Annotated in this window: 14 protein-coding genes; 9 read left to right on the plus strand and 5 right to left on the minus strand. The window is 58.7% G+C overall.

Annotation, left to right across the window (positions count from 1 at the left end; all coding sequences use genetic code 11):
• Window positions 1-120 precede the first annotated feature (120 nt).
• The 4 genes from ACYZTY_RS13150 (at window position 121) to ACYZTY_RS13165 (ending at window position 7,403) form a co-directional block, all read left to right on the plus strand.
• Complete coding sequence (locus ACYZTY_RS13150) at window positions 121-3,168, plus strand: autotransporter domain-containing protein (protein ID WP_461958844.1); 3,048 nt, start codon at window positions 121-123, stop codon at window positions 3,166-3,168.
• Between the two features lie 24 nt (window positions 3,169-3,192).
• Window positions 3,193-4,881 carry a polyurethane esterase gene (locus ACYZTY_RS13155; protein ID WP_461958845.1) on the plus strand — a complete coding sequence of 563 codons (1,689 nt, stop codon included), beginning with the start codon at window positions 3,193-3,195 and terminating at the stop codon, window positions 4,879-4,881.
• Between the two features lie 96 nt (window positions 4,882-4,977).
• On the plus strand, window positions 4,978-6,831 hold the full coding sequence (locus tag ACYZTY_RS13160) for a polyurethane esterase (RefSeq protein ID WP_461958846.1): 1,854 nt from the start codon (window positions 4,978-4,980) through the stop codon (window positions 6,829-6,831).
• A gap of 209 nt (window positions 6,832-7,040) precedes the next feature.
• Entirely contained in the window at window positions 7,041-7,403 is a 363-nt protein-coding gene (locus ACYZTY_RS13165) for a hypothetical protein (protein WP_461958847.1), read from the plus strand.
• Window positions 7,404-7,540: 137 nt separating this feature from the next.
• Here ACYZTY_RS13165 and ACYZTY_RS13170 read toward each other — a convergent pair whose 3' ends face one another.
• Window positions 7,541-7,765 carry a YgdI/YgdR family lipoprotein gene (locus tag ACYZTY_RS13170; protein ID WP_461958848.1) on the minus strand — a complete coding sequence of 75 codons (225 nt, stop codon included), beginning with the start codon at window positions 7,763-7,765 and terminating at the stop codon, window positions 7,541-7,543.
• Window positions 7,766-8,002: 237 nt separating this feature from the next.
• On the opposite strand from ACYZTY_RS13170, the gene ACYZTY_RS13175 reads away from it, so the two are divergent.
• The 3 genes from ACYZTY_RS13175 (at window position 8,003) to ACYZTY_RS13185 (ending at window position 12,908) form a co-directional block, all read left to right on the plus strand.
• Window positions 8,003-9,607, plus strand: a complete 1,605-nt coding sequence (locus ACYZTY_RS13175) for a VRR-NUC domain-containing protein (protein ID WP_461959313.1) — start codon at window positions 8,003-8,005, stop codon at window positions 9,605-9,607.
• A complete protein-coding gene (locus ACYZTY_RS13180; RefSeq protein WP_461958849.1) occupies window positions 9,604-11,883 on the plus strand; it encodes an ATP-dependent DNA helicase in 2,280 nt (759 codons plus the stop codon). Before ACYZTY_RS13175 ends, ACYZTY_RS13180 begins: the two co-directional genes overlap by 4 nt.
• Window positions 11,884-12,011: 128 nt before the next feature.
• The gene (locus tag ACYZTY_RS13185; RefSeq protein WP_461958850.1) at window positions 12,012-12,908 is read left to right on the plus strand and encodes a zeta toxin family protein; all 897 of its coding nucleotides are present in this window, start codon (window positions 12,012-12,014) and stop codon (window positions 12,906-12,908) included.
• Here the strand turns inward: ACYZTY_RS13185 and ACYZTY_RS13190 are convergent.
• Window positions 12,889-13,644, minus strand: coding sequence for a DJ-1/PfpI family protein (locus ACYZTY_RS13190; RefSeq protein ID WP_461958851.1), 756 nt, complete (start codon window positions 13,642-13,644; stop codon window positions 12,889-12,891). The two genes, ACYZTY_RS13185 and ACYZTY_RS13190, sit on opposite strands and share 20 nt — an antisense overlap.
• A 146-nt stretch (window positions 13,645-13,790) precedes the next feature.
• On the opposite strand from ACYZTY_RS13190, the gene ACYZTY_RS13195 reads away from it, so the two are divergent.
• Window positions 13,791-15,713 carry a hybrid sensor histidine kinase/response regulator gene (locus ACYZTY_RS13195; protein WP_461958852.1) on the plus strand — a complete coding sequence of 641 codons (1,923 nt, stop codon included), beginning with the start codon at window positions 13,791-13,793 and terminating at the stop codon, window positions 15,711-15,713.
• A 68-nt stretch (window positions 15,714-15,781) separates the two neighbouring features.
• Window positions 15,782-16,318: a hypothetical protein gene (locus tag ACYZTY_RS13200; RefSeq protein ID WP_461958853.1), complete on the plus strand. Its 537-nt coding sequence runs from the start codon at window positions 15,782-15,784 to the stop codon at window positions 16,316-16,318.
• Window positions 16,319-16,357: 39 nt separating this feature from the next.
• Here the strand turns inward: ACYZTY_RS13200 and ACYZTY_RS13205 are convergent, their stop codons facing one another.
• The 3 genes from ACYZTY_RS13205 to ACYZTY_RS13215 form a co-directional block, all read right to left on the minus strand.
• A complete protein-coding gene (locus ACYZTY_RS13205) occupies window positions 16,358-17,689 on the minus strand; it encodes an IS4 family transposase (protein WP_461954634.1) in 1,332 nt (443 codons plus the stop codon).
• Window positions 17,690-17,805: 116 nt separating this feature from the next.
• Window positions 17,806-18,282: a hemerythrin domain-containing protein gene (locus tag ACYZTY_RS13210; RefSeq protein WP_461958854.1), complete on the minus strand. Its 477-nt coding sequence runs from the start codon at window positions 18,280-18,282 to the stop codon at window positions 17,806-17,808.
• A gap of 419 nt (window positions 18,283-18,701) precedes the next feature.
• Window positions 18,702-18,998 carry a hypothetical protein gene (locus tag ACYZTY_RS13215; RefSeq protein ID WP_461958855.1) on the minus strand — a complete coding sequence of 99 codons (297 nt, stop codon included), beginning with the start codon at window positions 18,996-18,998 and terminating at the stop codon, window positions 18,702-18,704.
• Window positions 18,999-19,122: the final 124 nt, after the last annotated feature.

The following is a 19,122-nucleotide window of genomic DNA, read 5'->3' on the forward strand; positions in this document are numbered from 1 at the left end:
GGCCGTGACATTCAGCATTGACGTTGGCTGACACACCGCCTTCGCGGGCAAGCCTCGCTCCTACAAGTTGCGCGCCCCGGCCACAAGGATTTTCGCAACACAACTAAGGACGGTAGCTGGATGAATAAGAAATACAACAACCTTGCCTTGCTCTGCGCACTGGCCTCAATAGGCACCGCACAAGCAGCGCCTTACGTGGAAAACGGTAAAGCAGGCGACCCCAACAGTTGGCGCAGCGCCGAATTCAATGCTGACTGGGGCCTGGGCGCCATCAACGCTCAAGAAGCCTACGCCGCCGGTTACAGCGGCAAAGGCGTGAAGCTGGGGATCTTCGATCAACCGGTTTACGCCCAGCACCCTGAATTTTCCGGTGCCAACAAAGTGATCACCCTGGTCACCAGCGGTATCCGCGAGTACACCGACCCCTACATCCCGGTCAAAGCCGGCGATGCATTTCGGTATGACGGCTCGCCCACGGTCGGCTACGACGGCAAGCTCGGCTCCCACGGCACTCACGTCGGCGGGATTGCCGCAGGCAGCCGCGACGGCAACCCGATGCACGGCGTGGCGTACAACGCGCAGATCATCAGCGCCGACAACGGCGACCCCGGTCCTGAAGACGGCATCATCCTCGGTAACGATGGCGCGGTGTACAAGGCCGGTTGGGATGCGTTGATCGCCAGCGGTGCGCGGATCATCAACAACAGTTGGGGCATCGGCATCACCGATCGCTTCGACCTGGGTGGCCGCGACCCGGCGTATCCGCATTTCACCGTGCAGGACGCACAGCTGCAGTTCAATCAGATCCAGCCCATCCTCGGCACGCGCCAGGGCGGCGCCTACGACGGTGCCATCGCAGCCGCTCGCAGCGGCATCGTGACAATCTTCGCCGCCGGCAACGACTACAACCTGAATAACCCGGACGCCATTGCCGGCCTGGGCTATTTCGTCCCGGAAATCGCGCCGAACTGGATGACTGTCGCGGCCTTGCAGAAGAACCCGGACCTTAACAGCCCGGACCTCTACAACATCAGCACCTTCTCGTCGCGCTGCGGTTACACCGCGAGTTTCTGCGTGTCCGCACCGGGCAGCAAGATTTTCAGTGCGGTCATCGGCGGTACCAATGCCGATAACCTGACCATCGGCTACGCCAACAAAAACGGCACTTCCATGGCGGCACCACATGTCGCGGGCGCGGTGGCGGTGCTGATGGAACGCTTTCCATACATGACCGGTGCCCAGGTCGCCAGCGTGTTGCGCACCACGGCCACTGACATGGGCGCACCGGGCGTCGACGCGTTGTACGGCTGGGGCATGATCAACCTGCGCAAAGGCATCGATGGCCCGGGAATGTTCGTCACCGAGCAGGACATTCCTGAGGAATTCCGCATTCAGGGAGCCTACGGTTCCAGCCAGTTTGTGGCGGACTTGCCGGGCATCGGCGCGATTATCGACGCGGGCAAACCGACCGAACGCGTGTGCAACGACGTGCATTGCGGTCTGGACGTCTGGCGCAACGACATTTCCGGCCATGGCGGCCTGACCAAGCAGGGCATCGGCACGCTGGTGCTGACCGGCGCCAACACTTATGCCGGCCCGACGCTGGTCAATCAGGGCCGACTGGCCATCAACGGCTCGCTGCTCTCGGCGGTCACCGTCAACGACAGCGGGATCCTCGGTGGTAACGGCCGCATCGGCGCATTGACTGCGAAAAGCGGCGGCACCGTGGCCCCCGGCAATTCCATCGGCACCTTGCAGGTGGCGGGCGACGTGACTTTCGAGCCTGGCTCGACCTACGCTGTGGAATTATCGCCAACCAGCAGCGATCAGATCATCGCTGGCGGCAAAGCCGTGATTGATGGCGCTACCGTCAGCCTGTCCCTGGAAAACAGCCCGACCTTGCTGACCACCCGCGAAGTGCAATCCCTGCTCGGCACTCAATACAACATTCTGCAAGCGGCCGGCGGGATCGAAGGGCGCTTTGGCGCGGTGCTACCGAACTACCTGTTCATCGGTGGCGCTCTTGGCTACTCGGCCAATGGCATCCAACTGGCGGTAGAGCGCAACACCGCGTCCTTCGCCAGTGCCGGCCAGACTCCGAACCAGCGCGCTGTCGCCGCCGCTGCCGAGCAACTGGGCGCGGGCAATCCGCTCTATGAAACCCTGCTGCTGTCGCCGACCGTGGCTGTCGCGCAACAAGCGTTCCAGCAACTGTCCGGTGAGATTCACCCGGCGATCGGCACGTTGCTGATCAACGACAGCCGTTACCTGCGCGACGCTGTTGGCGAACGCCTGCGTGAGCGTGATCTGTTCGATGCCGCCGCACCGACCGATGACCGCAGCAACGCCTGGGTCAAAGTCCTCGGCGCCTGGGGCAAAAGCGATGGCGGGCATGACAATGCCAGTTCCAACAGCTCCATCGGCGGCTTGCTGGCCGGTGTCGACGGTCTGATCACTGAAGATACGCGGCTGGGTTTCGTTACCGGTTATAGCGACAGTTCGTTGAGCATGGGCGATGGCACGCATTCATCGGCCTCCGTCGACAGCTACCACTTGGGTGCCTACCTGGGCCATGAAATCGACGCACTGCGTTTGAGCGTCGGCGGCGCGTACAGCTGGCATCGCATTGATGTGAAACGTGACCTGCAGTTCGGTGACGTCAGCGGCAAACAGAAATCCAAACGCGATGCGACCACCGCGCAACTGTTTACCGAAGCCGCGTATCGCCTGGACCTGCAACCGCTGGCACTGGAACCGTTCGCCAACCTGGCTTACGTGCACCTCAACAGCGACAGCTTCACCGAGAAGGGTGATGCCGCCGCGCTCAAGGGTGGCGAAGACAACCGTGACGCCGTGCTCTCGACCCTCGGCGTGCGGGCGAGCAAAGCCATTGCGCTGTCGGATAAACAGCAGCTGGAACTGTCCGGCACGCTGGGCTGGCAGCACAACCTGAGCAACACCCGTTCCGAAGATCATCTGGCCTTCGTGAATGGCAACACCGGGTTCAGCGTGCAGAGCGTGTCTCTGGATCGAAACGCCGCCGTTGTCGGTGCGCGTGCCGGTCTGGCGGTGGCCAAGGATGTACGTGTGAGCCTGGATTACAACGGACTGCTGGGCTCCAACGAGAAAGACCACGGTGTAGGTCTGACACTCGACTGGCAGTTCTGAATCCACGCAAAGGAAGCAAACAACATGGGACTGTTTGATTACAAAAATGCGGACGGCAAGGCGTTGTACAGCGACGCCATTGCGCTGACGCTGTACGCGTACACGCCAACCGGTCAGCCGCTGCCGGCCACTGGTTGGGCGCCGATTGGCGCTACACAGCTGGGCTATCAAGGCAAGGTCGGTGCTCAGGGCACCTTCTTTGGCGAGAAGGATGGCTTCACCAGCGCCGAGGCCGAAGTGCTCGGCAAGTACGACGCGGCGGGCAAGCTGATCGGTATCGGCATTGCCTTCCGTGGCACCGGTGGCCTGGGTTACAGCGACACCTTTGGCGACATGAAAAACAACCTGCTGGCCGCCATCGGCCCGGTGGATTACGCGACGAACTATGCGAAAAACGCCTTCGACAACTTGCTCAAGGACGTTGCCGCGTTTTCGATCGCCCATGGTCTGAGCGCCAAAGATGTGATGGTCAGCGGCCATAGCCTCGGCGGGCTGGGGGTCAACAGCCTCGCCGAACTGAGCAGCAGCAACTGGGGCGGCTTCTTCAAGGACGCCAACTACATCGCGTTCGCCTCACCGACCCAGAGCGCCACCGGCAACAACGTGCTGAACATCGGCTACGAGAACGACCCGGTGTTCCGGGTGCTCGACGGCACCACGTTCAGCAGTGGTTCCCTGGGCAAGCACGATGGTCATCAGGATTCGGCGACCAACAACATCGTCAACTTCAATGACCAGTACGCGTCCACCGCGCAGAACCTGGTGCCGTTCAGCATCCTCAATCCGCTGAACTGGTCGGCCCATGGCTCGTTGGGGTATGCGGACGGCTTGAACCGGGTGATCGACTCGCGTTTCTACGACCTCACCGACAAGAACTCGACGCTGATCGTGTCCAACCTGGCGGAATCGTCCCGAGGCACGACCTGGGTCGAGGACCTTGGCCGCAGCGGCGAACCTCACACCGGCAGCACCTTCATTATCGGCACCGACAGCAACGACCTGCTCAAGGGCGGTGCCGGCAATGACTTCATCGAAGGTCGCGACGGCAACGACCGGTTCCGCGATGACGGCGGCTACAACCTCCTGCTGGGCGGCAAGGGCAGCAACACCTTCGAGTTGCAGAAGCCTTTGCAGAACTTCAGCGTTGCCAATGATAGCGACGGCACACTGTACGTGCGCGATGCCTATGGCGGCATAAGCATGACCCGCGACATCGGCGCGCTGGTCAGCAAGGAGTCGGGGTCATGGTGGAGCAGCAAGGAGGTGACCTACAGCGTCACCGCCAATGGCTTGCTCAACGGCAGTGAACTGACCCAATACAACCACTCGCTCAACGGTGACGCCTACGGCAACACACTGGCGGCCAGCGTCGACGGCGACTGGTTGTTCGGCAACGCCGGGGACGATTTGCTGCGCAGCGACAAAAGTCTGGTGACCTTCGTCGGTGGCGCGGGCAATGACGTGATGCACGCCTCGGGTGGCAGCAACACGTTCCTGTTCAGCGGCGCCTTCGGTTTCGACGCGATCAACGGCTACCAGGGCAACGACAAACTGGTGTTCCTCGGCATTCAGGGCGCGGGGCAGGGTTATGACTACAAGCAACACGCTTCGCAGTCGGGCCATGACACGGTGCTGAAGGTGGGTGACTTCGCCGTGACTCTTGTCGGGGTGGGACTGGATGGCCTGTCGGCTTCAGGCATTACGTTTGCGTAAAGGCTGCATGCACTAAATGCTCCGGGGCGCCTCGAGAACGAGGCGTCCTGGTTGTGAGCTATCTCTGACAATTCCAACAAAAGAGAGGCAATACCCATGGGTGTGTATGACTACAAAAACTTCGGCACAGCCGATTCCAAAGCGTTGTTTACCGACGCGATGGCGATCACGCTGTATTCCTATCACAACCTCGATAACGGCTTTGCCACAGGTTATCAGCACAACGGCTTCGGCCTGGGATTGCCGGCGACCCTGGTCACCGCGCTGCTGGGCGGCACCGATTCCCAAGGGGTGATTCCCGGTATTCCCTGGAACCCCGATTCGGAAAAAGCCGCACTGGAGGCTGTGCAAAAAGCTGGCTGGACGCCCATCACGGCGTCGCAACTGGGCTATGACGGCAAGGTCGATGCTCGCGGAACGTTCTTTGGCGAGAAAGCCGGGTACACCAGCGCGCAGGTCGAGATCCTCGGCAAATACGATGCCCAGGGACACCTCAGCGAAATCGGCATCGCTTTTCGCGGCACCAGCGGCCCGCGGGAAACCTTGATCAGCGACTCCATCGGCGACGTGATCAACGATCTGCTGGCAGCGCTCGGTCCCAAGGATTATGCAAAAAACTATGTCGGCGAAGCCTTCGGTAATCTGCTCGGCGACGTCATGGCGTTTGCCCAGGCCAATGGCCTGTCGGGCAAGAACGTGCTGGTCAGCGGCCACAGCCTCGGCGGGCTGGCGGTCAACAGCCTGGCGGACTTGAGCACGGACAAGTGGTCCGGGTTCTATAAGGATTCGAACTACATCGCCTACGCGTCCCCGACCCAGAGCAGCACCGACAAAGTGCTCAACGTCGGCTATGAAAACGATCCGGTGTTTCGAGCCCTCGACGGTTCATCCTTCAACCTGTCGTCGGTGGGCGTGCACGATGCCGCCAAGGCCTCGGCGACCGATAACATCGTCAGCTTCAACGACCACTACGCCTCGACGGCGTGGAATGTGCTGCCGTTCTCCATCCTCAATATCCCGACCTGGATCTCGCACCTGCCGACTGCCTATGGCGACGGTATGAACCGGGTGATCGAATCGAAGTTCTACGACCTCACCAGCAAGGATTCGACGATCATCGTCGCCAATCTTTCGGACCCGGCGCGCGTCAATACCTGGGTTCAGGACCTCAATCGCAATGCTGAAACCCACAAGGGCAGTACGTTCATCATCGGCAGCGACGGCAACGACCTGATTCAGGGCGGCAAGGGCAACGACTTCCTGGAGGGGCGCGACGGTAACGACACCTTCCGCGACGGTGGCGGCTACAACATCCTGTTGGGTGGCAAGGGCAGCAACGTGCTGGACTTGCAGCAGTCAGTGAAAAACTTCGACTTTGCCAATGACGGCGCGGGCAACCTCTACGTCCGTGATGCCAATGGCGGCATCAGCATCACCCGGGACATTGGCAGCATTGTCACCAAGGAGCCGGGGTTCCTGTGGGGGCTGTTCAAGGATGACGTGACGCACAGCGTCACGGCCAATGGCCTGGCAGTCGGCAACAACCTGACCCAGTACGCGTCATCGGTGAAGGGCGGCGCAGGGGCAGATACGCTCAAGGCGCAGGCGACAGGCGATTGGTTGTTCGGTCTGGACGGGAACGATCATTTGATCGGCGGCAAGGGCAACGATGTGTTTGTAGGCGGAGTGGGAAATGACCTGATGGAGTCTGGGGGCGGGATCGATACGTTCCTGTTCAGCGGTGCGTTTGGTCAGGATCGGGTGCTGGGGTATCAGGCCAACGACAAGTTGGTATTTCTCGGGGTTCAGGGGGTTGCGCCGAATGATGACTATCGGGCTCATGCCACGACGGTGGGGCAGGATACGGTGCTGACGTTTGGCGCGGATTCGGTGACGTTAGTCGGGGTTGGGCTGGATAGCTTGTCCGGCTCAGGGATTGTTATTGCCTGATAGTGATGTGGCGCTTGTAGTGGCCCCATCGCGAGCAGGCTCACTCCTACAGGGATCTTGCGAGCACTGAAGATCCACTGTAGGAGTGAGCCTGCTCGCGATGAACGATAACGCAGTAAACCTGCCTGATCACGTGACCCGACAGTCACCTGCGGACTCCAATACCTTGCAACAACAGGATTGAGTACTGGATCAGGAGATTAAAGAACGTGAGTAACAGCAAGAGGCACATCATCGGTTTGGCACTGGCCCTGTTATCGGCAAGTGCCGCCGCAGAATTGCCTCACAGCTCGATTTTGAGCCGCTATGGCATGACGCCAGATCAACTGCCGACACCGGCATCGCCGGAAACCGTTGAACCCCTGGAAGAGAAAAGCCGTTTCCAGCTCCAGCCGGAAGAGCCTTTTGTGACATTGCGCTCGGGGGAAAAGCAACCGGAGATCACCGGCAACATCAGCATCGATCACGCGATGCAGCAGGATTACGACCGTTGCCAGAAGATTCATGAAGAACTGAGAAGGCGAGGAGGGAAGTTCGTCTCCTGCGATCACGGTACGCCGTGGATGCCTTAGTTACTCGGTGTTTGTGATGGCCTCTTCGCGGGCAAGTCGGGACGCCGAACCGCTCGCTCCTACGGAGAATCGCACAACCCTGTAGGAGCGAGCGGTTCGGCGTCCCGACTTGCCCGCGAAGAACGATGACGCGGTCTTCAGTCTTCCTCGCGAACCGTGGCCACGTCCTTGGCATTGACCTTCACTTTCGCGCCAGAAATATCTTCAAACTCGTAAAACCCGTCCTTGGTCTTGGTTTTCGGCATGTCCTTGGTCAAATACTGGGTGCCGTTCTGCAGGGTCACGACCGTTGGCGTCGAGCAACCGGCCAGGGCCAGAAAGGCGGCCGCTGCCAAGGGCAAACCCAGAGTCTTGATATTCATACCCACCTCTCAAAAAATGCTAAAAAAAGCCGCTATGCCGGTTGGTGCCATGGATCGGCAGAAAGTTCGATGGTCACCCGAAAAAAGCCAAATAGCGCCGCCGCTTATCCTTTTCCGTTTGCACCGGATACGCCGTAGCTGGTATCTGTACGCATAACCAGTACTCGCTCGCCATGGCCCATTTTTCCTGTGACTGTAAATCCTCTCGACGACCCGTTCTATTACTTGAACAACTTCATGCAAGTGCTTGATTGGCTTGAGCATCGCTATGCCGATGTGCTGAGCGTCGAGGAGCAAGCCTTCATCCGCGAGTTTAGTCGACAACCCCGCGAGTCCCGGGCGTTGCTGGTCAGGATGGTGATGCGCAAGGGTTTGCATTTCAGGGCTGGTAAATTGAGTTACGTCGAGATCGGTGATATCGCCAGCGCGGCCGAGCCGTTGCTGGCGGCAGGCTGGATCGACGAGCAATCACCCTTGCCGATCGGCGACTTGTTCGACGTCCTGCTCAAAGCCGAGATTCTTCACTGCTTCGGTGCTGCCATCGAGCAACCAAAAGGCAAGAAGACCGAATGGCTGGCGGCCCTGAGCGAGCAGTTGTCCGAGGAAAAAAGCTTCGCACAATGGTGCCCGCAACTGAACGACCGGCTATTCACGCTGACCACCATGGACCTGTGTGACCGCTTGCGTCTGATGTTCTTCGGCAACCTTTATCAGGACTGGTCGGAATTCGTACTGGCCGATCTCGGCATCTTTACCTATGAAAAAGTCGAATTCTGCGCCGAATCCCGGGGCCTGCGCAGCCGTGAAGACGTGGACGCCTGCCTGTTCCTGCATCACTGCCAGCAACGTTTCGAGGCCGGCGAGGCGGTGGCCACCGTTGTCGAGCAGATCAACGGGATGGAACTCGACAACCCATGGCTGCAAAGACGTCGGGGCAAGCTGTTGTTCCAGCTCGGTCAGCAGTGCGAACGCATGGCGGATTTCTCCACGGCGCTGACGATTTACCGCGATTGCGCCTACCCCGGCGCACGGGTGCGCCTTATTCGTGTGCTGGAGCGCTGCGGTGAATATCAGTTAGCCCTGCATCTGGCCGAGCACGCGGAGCAATCGCCGGAAAGTGCCTCCGAGCATCAGCATGTGCTGCGTGTGTTGCCCAGGCTGCGGCGCAAACTCGGCGGCCCTGCGATGAAGCGGCCATCCCCGCGGGAAATGCTGCGACTGGACCTTCAATTGCCCCGGACCGATCTGGCGTTGTCGGTTGAGTTTTACGTCCAGGCACACCTGGCGGAGGATTCGGCGCCCGTGCATTACGTCGAGAACAGCCTGATCAACTCGCTGTTCGGGCTGCTGTGCTGGCCGGCGATCTTTGCGCCGTTGCCGGGAGCGTTCTTTCACCCGTTCCAGCGCGGGCCGGTGGACCTGCTCAACGAAGACTTTCATGCGCGTCGGGCGGATGTGTTTCAGGCCTGTCTCGCCGAACTCGATGACGGCCGCTATCTCCAGACCATCCGCGAACGTTATGTCGCCAAGTGGGGCGTGCAGTCGCCCTTCGTGTTCTGGGGCGCGCTGAGCGAAGACCTGCTGGACCAGGCCCTCGATTGCCTGCCGGCCGAACACCTCAAGCACTGGTTCAATCGTCTGCTGCTGGACATCAAGGCCAACCGTGCCGGCATGCCGGACCTGATCCAGTTCTGGCCGCAGCACAAGACCTACCGCATGATCGAAGTCAAAGGCCCCGGCGATCGCCTGCAAGACAACCAACTGCGTTGGCTGGAGTTCTGCCACGAACATCAGATGCCGATCGCCATCTGCTATGTGCAATGGGCGGAGCAGAGCGCTTGAGCTACAGCATTGCGGTGCGGGCGCTGTGTGAATTCACTGCCAAAGTCGGCGACCTCGACCTGCGATTCACACCGTCGCCGACCGCGCTTGAGGGCATCGTCGGTCACCGTACCGTTGCCTCGCGTCGAAGCGAGGGTTATCAAAGCGAAGTCGCCCTCGAAGGCCTGTACAAAACCTTGAAGGTCAAGGGCAGGGCGGACGGCTATGACCCGGCGCAAAACTGCCTGGAAGAAGTCAAAACCTATCGCGGCGACCTGAGCAAGCAACCGGCCAACCACCGACAACTGCACTGGGCGCAGGCGAAGGTCTACGGCTGGCTGATGTGCCAGAAGCTGGAGCTGGCGCAGATCAATCTGGCGCTGGTCTACTTCGATATCGTCAGCGAAAAGGAAACCTGTCTGGTCGAGGCCTTCAGCGTCGGGGAGCTGGAGCAGTTCTTCGAGCATCATTGCGGGCTGTTCCTGCAATGGGCCGAGCAGGAGATGGCTCATCGCGAAGCACGCAATCACGCAGCGCAGCAATTGGCGTTTCCCCACGCCGATTTTCGTCCGGGGCAGCGGCACCTGGCGGAATCGGTGTTCAAAGCGGTCAGCACCGGTCGTTGCCTGATGGCCCAGGCACCGACCGGCATCGGCAAGACCGTGGGCACGCTGTTTCCGATGCTCAAGGCCCTGGCGCCGCAGCAATTGGACAAGGTGTTCTTTCTCACGGCGAAAACGCCGGGGCGCAAACTGGCACTGGACGCCGCGCAAGTGATCCTTGAAAGCGCCGATGCGCCACCGCTGCGGGTGTTGGAGATGATCGCCCGGGACAAGGCCTGCGAGCACCCGGACAAAGCCTGTCACGGTGAATCCTGCCCGTTGGCCCAGGGTTTTTATGATCGTTTGCCAGCCGCCCGCCAAGCCGCCAGTGAGCTGAGCCTGCTGAACCAGAAGGCATTGCGCGAGGTGGCATTGGCGCATGAGGTTTGCCCCTATTACCTGAGCCAGGAAATGGCCCGCTGGGCAGACGTGGTGGTCGCCGACTACAACTATTATTTCGATTTCAGTGCACTGCTGTTCGGGTTGGCTCAGGCCAATAACTGGAAAGTCGCGGTGTTGGTGGATGAGGCGCATAACTTGGTGGAACGCGGCCGGCAGATGTACAGCGCCACGCTCGACCAGTCGACCCTCAACGGGGTGCGAAAAACCGCCCCAGACGCGCTGAAAAAACCGTTGCAGCGGGTCAATCGAGAGTGGAATGCCGTGCACAATCTGCAACTGGCCGCGTATCAGGCTTATGACAAGGCCCCGGAAAAACTCCTCCAGGCGCTGTCTTCGTGCAGCGCGAGCATCGGCGACTATCTCAACGATCATCCCCAGGGCCTGGACAGCGCCTTACAGGGTTTTTACTTCGACATGCTGCATTTTTGTCGCGTGGCAGAGCTCTTCGATGAGCAGTTCCTGTTCGACATCAGCAAGCGCGACCTCGAACGCAAACAGAGCCTGTCGCAACTGTGTCTGCGCAACGTGGTGCCGGCCGGTTTCATCCGCCCGCGCCTGACCGCTGCGCGCAGCACGGTGCTGTTTTCCGCGACGCTGAGCCCTCGGCATTACTACGCGGATCTGCTGGGTACGCCGCCGAACACGGTGTGCATTGATGTCGAATCGCCGTTCCATGCCGACCAGTTGAAAGTGCACATCGTCAGCCAGATATCGACCCGATTCGTGCACCGCCAAGCGTCCCTCGAACCCATTGTCGAACTGATCGCCCGGCAATTCAGCCAACGCCCCGGCAACTACCTGGCGTTTTTCAGCAGCTTCGATTATTTGCAGCAAGTGGCACAGTTACTGGCCGAGCGACACCCGCAGATCAACCTGTGGTCGCAGTCCCGGGGAATGGCCGAAGGGCAGCGTCAGGCCTTCCTCGATCAGTTCACCGCGCACAGCCAGGGCGTCGGTTTTGCGGTACTGGGCGGAGCGTTCGGTGAAGGCATCGACTTGCCCGGCGCACGCCTGATCGGTGCGTTCATTGCCACTCTGGGTCTGGCGCAGCTCAATCCGGTCAACGAGCAATTGAAGCATCGGATGGCGGCGATTTTCGGCGCCGGTTACGACTACACCTACTTGTATCCAGGCGTGCAGAAAGTAGTGCAGGCGGCAGGACGGGTGATCCGCACTCAGCAGGATCGAGGGGTGGTGATGTTGATTGATGACCGGTTCGGCGACAGCAAGATTAAACAATTGCTGCCGCGCTGGTGGTCGGTTGAGCCAACGCATTTTCACCCCGGGGCGTAGGATCTTTTACCTGTTAAAACAGTGACATATCTTGAAAGACACGCTCATTTGAACAAACGGCGAAACACCGCTTTATTCAGAGGACAGGCAATCACTTTCTGCCAGTTCTTTGATAAGGAAATCAAGGCATGTCCCCCGCACCGAATTACGCTTACACCCCTGAGCAGGTCACTGCAGCGTTCAATGAAATCAAAACCACGCTGTTCCGCGGTATCACGGCCGAGGTAACGCCCAAAATACTGGTGGTTGCCGGGCTGCAAGGGTCGGGCAAAACCTTTTTGCTGGAAAACAAACTCCTGCCGACCCGACGCTACGACAAATATGTTCGTCTTTACCTGCCTGAATACCGACAAAAACATCCTCAATATGCGGAGATGATCAAGCTCGGCGTCCTGCATGCGTATGAACATACGGAAGCCTTTGTCCGAGAGGTCAGCGCCAAGATTTTCACCGAAGCCTTCACCCTCAAATACAACATCATCATGGAGTGTGCGTTCGACAGCCTCGATTTCGCTGCGTTTCCACCGCTGGCGACAGCGGCCGGCTATCAGTTCGAGACGCACATTGTTGGCTGCACCTTGGAGTTTGCTCATGTTTCGAGCATCAAGAGAGCCTTCAAAAGCCTGGAAAATCGCGAACTCGAAAGGTTTGTCAGGTTATCGGCGCTGGAGGCCGGCATGAGTCATGTGCAGGCGATCATCCTGGCCTTCGAAACCGCCTCGAAGGCTGTCGACTGTTCACAAATCACTGTGTATGAACGCGGGTTCGGCGCGCTGAAAGAACGAGTCTCACGTGCTCATATCACCTACACCACAACCGCGGACGTGACGCCTTCAACGGCGCCAACGGTGTACAGCGCTTATGGCAGCATTATCACTAACCATCTCTACACCCAAAGTGATCGTGATGAGGTGGTAAAAGAAAGCCACTTGGCATTACTCAAGGCTCAAACGTATGCCCAGGTTGTCCCTGACTTTGTCTACAACGATTTGTACGCCTACATCGTCAAATACGTGAACCGCTAAGCAGGCGTACCCATTCGGCGGCGAAGCGATGACAGTCTCCCGGCCAGCGAGCGGTCAGCAACTGGCCATCGCGGACGACGAAACCTCGTTGTGGCTGGTCCGCCGAATCACGCATTGCCAGGACTGGCCCTCGCAGAAAGTCCGTCGGGCTGGACAGGGCGGCGGTGACTTCTGCTTCGACGGTTTGAGGATAGGTTCGGTAGTAGCGCCCGAGCCAGGCGGCGGTGATTGCCCAGGCAGGCAGCTCCATGGTGTTGGCCACCAATGCGGTGACCTTGCGACCCTGCAACACCGACAGCCCGGAATCGGGGTCAAGCGTGCGGGCGAGCAACAGCACGCCATGACAGACCGCTGCCACCGGTTTGTCGGCCTTGAAAACGTGCAGGGCGATCCGCCGGGCCTGCTCGGACTCCAACAGGCTGCGCATGCCCTTCGCGTGCCCGCCAGGAATCAGTAGCCCCTGGAACTCGCTGGGGTCGATTTCGTCATAGGACAGCGGTTTGCGAAATGACGGGTCTTCGGTCATCCGGGCGTAGCTTGCAAGGTCGGCCTTGCGCGTCATCAGCAACGGGTTCAATGGACCGAAGCCGATATCCACCAAGCGCGAGTCGGCGTAGGCGGGCAAGCCCTCGGGTGACGCGAAACGCACCTCGATGCCGGCCTGGCGCATGGCTTGCCATGGAACGCTGCTCTCAGTGGGATCGTAGTCAGAGGTGGGCAACAGAATCAGGATCATGGGGGCGCCTTGAATCGGCCAGGAATGGCGATTGGCTCGAGAATAGGTGGTCTGAGCGTTATGCTCCAGTGCACGACCGTTTTCTGGCTTTCCAAACCGACGGTTTGTCGCATACTCCATAAAAGCAACAATCACAGGTGTGATCGATGAGCGATATCCAGTCCAAAACCAACTCCATCGAGGAAATGCGCTTTCGCCTGCTGATTGATGCGGTGGTGGACTATGCGATCTACATGATTGATCCCGACGGCATCATCACCAGTTGGAACTCTGGCGCCAGGCGTTTCAAGGGGTATGAAGAGGCGGAGATCCTCGGTGAGCATTTTTCGCGGTTCTATACCGAAGAAGATCGCCGCGTCGGTATGCCCCAGCGTGCACTGGATACGGCGATTCGCGAAGGTCGTTTCGAGGGCGAAGGCTGGCGGGTTCGCAAGGACGGCACGCACTTCTGGTGCCATGTGGTGATCGATCCGATTATCGACCCGACGGGCAAGTTGTTGGGGTTTGCCAAGATCACCCGGGACCTTACCGACCGCAAAATGGCCGAAGAAACCCTCAAGCAAAGCGAGCAGCAGTTTCGTTTGCTGGTTCAAAGCGTCACTGACTACGCCATCTACATGCTCGCCCCGGATGGACGCCTGACCAACTGGAATCTGGGAGCCCAGCGGATCAAGGGCTACCGGCCCGAAGAAGTCATCGGCCAGCATTTTTCGATCTTTTATACTCCGGAAGACCGCGAAGCCGGGGAACCGCAACGCGCCTTGGAGACTGCCACGCGGGAGGGGCGCTTCGAAAACAAGGCCTGGCGCGTACGCAAGGACGGTACGCGGTTTTTTGCCCATGTCGTAGTCGATCCGATCTGGGGTGAAACCGGCACGTTGTTGGGCTTCGCCAAGATTACCCGTGACATCACCGAAGCTACACAAGCTCAGAAAGACCTGGAAAAAACTCGAGAAGCGCTGTTCCAGGCGCAGAAGATGCAGGCCATCGGCCAACTCAGTGGGGGGATCGCCCACGACTTCAATAATCTGCTGACGGTTATCCTTGGCAACTTGGAAATCGTGCGCAAACGCGTGGGAGAAGACCCAAAACTCACTCGATTGGTAGACAATGCCACCCAGGGTGCCTTGCGCGGTGTCTCCCTGACCCAGCGCATGCTTGCGTTCGCCAGGCGCCAGGAACTCAAGTCCGAATCCGTCGAGATACCCGCGCTGGTGGAAGGGATCAGTGGGCTCTTGCGCAGCTCCCTCGGGCCGGCCGTGCAGCTTGAAACACACTTTTCCCCTGACCTCGTGCCGGTCATGGCCGATGTCAATCAACTTGAACTGGCGGTGCTGAATCTCGTCACCAATGCTCGGGATGCCATGCCCGACGGCGGGAAAATCGTTATCAGCACCAGGACAGAAGACATCGGCGATCAATCCACGTTATCGCTGGAGGCCGGCCGGTATGTTTGCCTGAGTGTCTCCGATACGGGCGAAGGCATGGATGAAACCATCCTGGCCTCGGCGATGGACCCGTTTTTCACTACAAAAGGGGTCGGAAAAGGCACGGGGCTCGGATTGTCGATGGTCCATGGCTTTATCGAGCAATTGGGCGGGCGATTCATTATCAAGAGTCAGAAGGACATCGGCACCGTCGCCGAACTGTGGATACCTGTCGCTACGGCTGCTTCGGCCGTCAAGCCCGCTGCAGCGGAAGAGGAAGCGCCGCCGGTGGCTCAGTTGTGCGTATTGGTTGTGGACGATGACACCCTGGTGTTGACCAGTACCGGCCTGTTGCTGGAGGACCTCGGCCACCGGGTGATCAGTGCGGTGTCCGGTGCACAAGCGATTGAGTTGTTTAACACCGAGCAGAACATCGACTTGGTCATTACCGACATGGCCATGCCACAAATGAATGGCGCGCAATTGGCGCAGGTCATCCGGACCTTGAAACCCGACCTGCCGATTGTCCTCGCCACAGGCTATGCCGAGCGCCTGGAAGGTTTCGCCACCAAACTCCCTCGCTTGTCCAAACCCTTTACCCAACTCAATCTGGTGGAAGTCATTGCCTTGGCCATGAAGTGACTGAATCCGACTGAACTTTGCTCGGGCAGGTTTCGTCTGAGTCCTTTCCCAGTCCACGTGAAGTTCTTGTGCCCAGAATACTGACCGAACACCTCGCCGAAGAAGCCTTGTCCGAACACAACGCCAAGATGTTCGGGTCGCCAAAGGAGCGTCTGGATTTCTACCGTCGGGAAATCCAGTACGAAACCAGCATCCTCGCCAATCGAACCGATGCTTACCTGGCCGCGCAATCGTTTTTGGTGATTGCCTTCGCTTCCTGCATGTCCAACCTCAATCCCGAATGGGGAAAACTCTTCACCCTGGTGGTGCCACCGTTCCTCGCACTGCTTGGGTTGCTCAGTTCGATGAACGCCTGGCCGGGTATTCGTGCGGCCTATGACATCATCGATCATTGGCACTTCAAGCAGAGTGAGTTGCTGCGCAGCGAGCCGTTGATGGGGCTGGCGTACGATGAATCACCGCTGTTCAGCGAGATGGAATCGTCCCACAAGGGTTACCGCAAATCCCTGCTGTTTTCCGTGCGCACACCGTGGATCTTCGCAACCTTCTGGGTGTTGCTGGGCAGCTACGCGGTTTACATCCAGGTCACCAACCCGGGCGGCTGACCCACAAAATCAAAAAGCCCGGCAGATGCCTAATGCTGTTCACTTAAGCGGAGCAGCCTTACGGTCTACTGGAAACCGGGTTTTTGAAATTTTCACCGTCCTTGGTCTCGAAGGCCTTGGGCGGTGATCCAGAAACAATCCTCCAACACCTGCTCTTAACTCAGCCAAACGTCTTCCTGTCGCTGAAATAGGGTTGGCCGCTGCCATCACGATCAGTTGCACGGCGATGTACTGGCACGCCGGTTTGAAACGGATGTCCGAGGGGGCTCGGCCAAACGCCACCGCTGCCTGACTGGCCTCTCGACGAATCACGTTGTAAGCCAGCAAAAGCCCCCACACTTCTTGATAGATCAGCTCGACTTTTTTACTGCGCAAGGTCATGGCGTTCTGCTGCATCGAACTCTTGATGTCCCTGAAGCCCAACTCGATCTCCCAACGCTCCTGATAAAGCTTGGCAACAGCCTTGGTGTTGTAAGCCTTGGCCGGCAACGACGTCATAACGGTCTTCACCTTGCCTTGAATTTCATAGCTGACTTCGCGTACTTCCCAGTGCGATGGAAGAGCCGGGTTTCGCTTTCTGGCCTGCGGCGAGACTTTCATGCGCACCAAACGGTCGTGCTGGCTGTAACGGGCCACTTCCTCGCAGATCAGTCCTTTTTTTGCCGGGATCAACCAATGACGGTTGATGCCTGCTCCGCTCAGGCCCGACAGCAGCTCGGCACCCCAGAAACCTTTGTCGAACAGCGTCACCGAGTGGTCAGGAATCTGCTGCAAAAACTCGTCGGCCAAGCGCATTTCACTGCGTCGGTAAGGGCTCAATTGAGCATCCATGATCACGTGCGAACGCACATTCATCAGGGCCACCAGGCGCAACATCGGAAACGGCGTCTGGCGGTCGCTTGGAGTGTTTCCCGAGCCGAAGTGATCGCGGAGCTCGGGCGTATCCGGAGTACGCAAAAGTGCACCGTCTACCGCAAATACCTGCAGATCATGCCAGGCATCGTCGTCATAGCGCTCCGCACCCCATTGGGTGCCGGTCTTGCGGAATAACCACTCAACAGGATCGGCACCGAGTCGCTTGCGCGCCTCGGTCACGCCACTGCGAGCCAACAAGTGATCAGTGGCAAGGCCTTGGGCGCAGATGTTCAAACGTCTGGCGACCTCGTGAACCGGCTCGTCACGAAACAACGCCATGCCAAGCACCAGCCAAAGCACTTGGTCAGCGGGCAAGCGACGTCGGCGAATGGTCGCCTGACTGGATAGATCCAGCGCAGACGCTACCCACTCGATGGGAATGTTTTGGGTGAAAGTACTCAGGTCGCAGAAGTTGAAAAGGTCGCTGAGGTCGAGCAGGTCTTGTTGAACAGACATAAAAAATCCGATGCCAGAGGTCTGGCATCGGATTTTCGGATAAGCCCCGCTTGGACTCAAATACTTAAGTGAACAGCATTACGGCAGATGCCGGGCTTTTACGTCAGCCAACCAAATCAAGCCGCCATATTGGGTGCGCTCATTTCTTTCTTGTACTGAGCCTTAAGCGTTTCCATCTGCGCACCCAGCTCTTCCAGCGTGGCTTTCCCCAGTAGCTTTTTGGCTTGAGGGAACATTTCTGTTTCCTCTTCTTCGATGTGGTGTTCCAGCAGCTCCTTGACCACCTTCACTCGGCCGGCGAATTCCGGGGTGGAAGGGTCGGTGACTTTCAGGTCCGGCAGCACCAGCGAATCCACAGTGCGGTGTTCTTCCTTGGCTTCGTAGTACATGACGTCCTGTTCCTTGCCTCCGGCCTTTTTATACGCCGGGTACAGCACTTCCTCTTCGAGGCGAGTGTGGATGGCAATTTCCATTTCAAGCTTGGCCAGCAGCTCAGTGCGCTTTTTAACACCACGCTCGGTGGACTCGCTCAACTGAGTCAGGATGCCCTTTACGCGTTCATGGTCGGCTTTCAACAGGTCGATGGCGTTCATGGTCGAGTCTCTCAAATAGTCACGGGGATGGGCGCAAACGGTCTCATGGCCGTAGGTCGCTCATAGACCTGGAGCATTTGCCGTGCCGACTTTTGTAGTTTCAGTAACGCTATATAAACCAATAAGTTGAGACGGTTGATGGCGCATTGAGGTCATGCAGGCTGCATGAGTCCGGAAATTGACTCATGCAGTTCGCGGCGTGGTGTTATGTCTCTTAAAAAATGGGGTTGCAGAGAGTGCTTTCTGCGGCAACGCGATTTCTGTAGCAGCCGGCGAAGCCTGCGTTCGGCTGCGAAGCAGTCGTAAATCCTGAGAATGCGGTTTTCCTGATACACCGCATCGTCTGATTTCACGACCGCTGCGCAGCCGAACGCAGGCTTCGCCAGCTGCAAAGATTGCGTTACGGCGAATAGCCGGGCTCAAACCCGATCTTCGAGCTGCTGGCGCAAACGGTGGGAGTTGTTCACGGACACCGGGATCGGCGGGAAGTCTTCGTTGAGCAATCGCAGGTGCTCAATCGCTTCCTGAAACTTCAGATCAGCCTTCCTGCGCATCGCCTGATAGCGATCAAACAGTTCCAGGTCCATATCGCCGGCCTCAAGCATTTCAAAGGCGCAGCGGCTCAGCGATTGAGCTTCTTCGAACATCTGGCGATTGGACTCCAGGGCGAACGCCCGGCAGGCTTTGATTTGATCGGGGGTTGAACAGTGAATCATGACCGGCACCTTAATTTCCGAGGTCCCTTTTGAACGGCATCGTTGCCACAGTGGAACCGAACCTGTCGGGTCCCGCCGTGCAAGAAAACCTGGCGGAATTAAGGTTGTGACCGCGAGGTTGTGC

This window comes from Pseudomonas sp. LB1P83, from assembly GCF_054897885.1.